Below are 1068 nucleotides of genomic sequence, written 5' to 3' on the forward strand. Positions count from 1 at the left end.
CGTAACCGCACAACATGCAAGCTTGGCAAGCGACTCACATATCGTTAATAACGCCAATTATTACGGCTATAACCTGCAAGGTAAAATTACCCGTGCCCACAACGCACAATCAACCTTAAAGCAGCAGTTTGATAAAGGCGGGCGGTTACTGCATGCCGAGCAAGTACACAATCAGCAACAAGCGCATACCCTAAAGTACAGCTACGACGACTACGGCAGGCGCCAAACACTGACGCTGCCAGACTCAAGCACGCTTAACTACAGCTACAATAAGTTTGGTCAGCTAAGTGCTATTCACTTACAGCAAGCCAACAGCACAGCGAATGATTCAGCTAGCGCAGCACAGCCGCTTGTAACCTTAAGTTACGACAGCCAAGGCAATATTCAAACGCAAAAGTTTGGTAATGACATAACCCTTAATCAACAGTTTGATGTATTTAACCGTTTAACACAGCAACAGCTTACACACCCAGCGCAAACATTATTTGATACCTGTACGTACAACTACGACAGCATCAACCAGCTGATTGCCCGTAAAAACGAAGGTGTAAGCAGCCACAATATCAATTTTGAATACAACAGCCTCGGGCAGTTAATACAACAAACACTGGCAACCTCAAGTACTGATACAACCACACACTACCAGTGGGATAGTTTTGGTAACCCGCAAAGCCAAACAGTGCAATCAAGCACAAGTGATGCAGACAGTAGTGAGCAAAATACTACAAATACTGATGCCAGCTCTTCTATTGATTTAACACGCGCAACCCATAGCGAATACAAAGAGTTAGCGCCAAATAGTAGTAAAAGTAGTAGTAAAAACAGTAGCAACGCTGACTCAGTAGTAAACAATGAGTGCACTAACAACACCACAATAAACAGTGCCACCGACGCAGACCGCCTAACTCACTTTGGCGACAGCGACTTTCATTATGATGAGTTTGGTAACCAAATACGCGAAACCGGCAAAGGCATTAAAACCCGCCGTGAATATAACGCGTTTAACCAATTAAGCTGCTTTAATAACAACGGCACGCTCACGCAATACGACTACGACCCACTCGGGCG

Annotated in this window: 1 protein-coding gene; it reads left to right on the top strand. The window is 44.9% G+C overall.

Translation table 11 applies throughout. The features are described 5' to 3' along the window. Positions 1–1068 (top strand): RHS repeat domain-containing protein (locus CWB66_RS16905; protein WP_502705300.1); only part of this gene is annotated, 1068 nt, incomplete at both ends.

This window comes from Pseudoalteromonas sp. S558 (genome assembly GCF_005886635.1).
GTDB lineage: Bacteria > Pseudomonadota > Gammaproteobacteria > Enterobacterales > Alteromonadaceae > Pseudoalteromonas > Pseudoalteromonas aliena.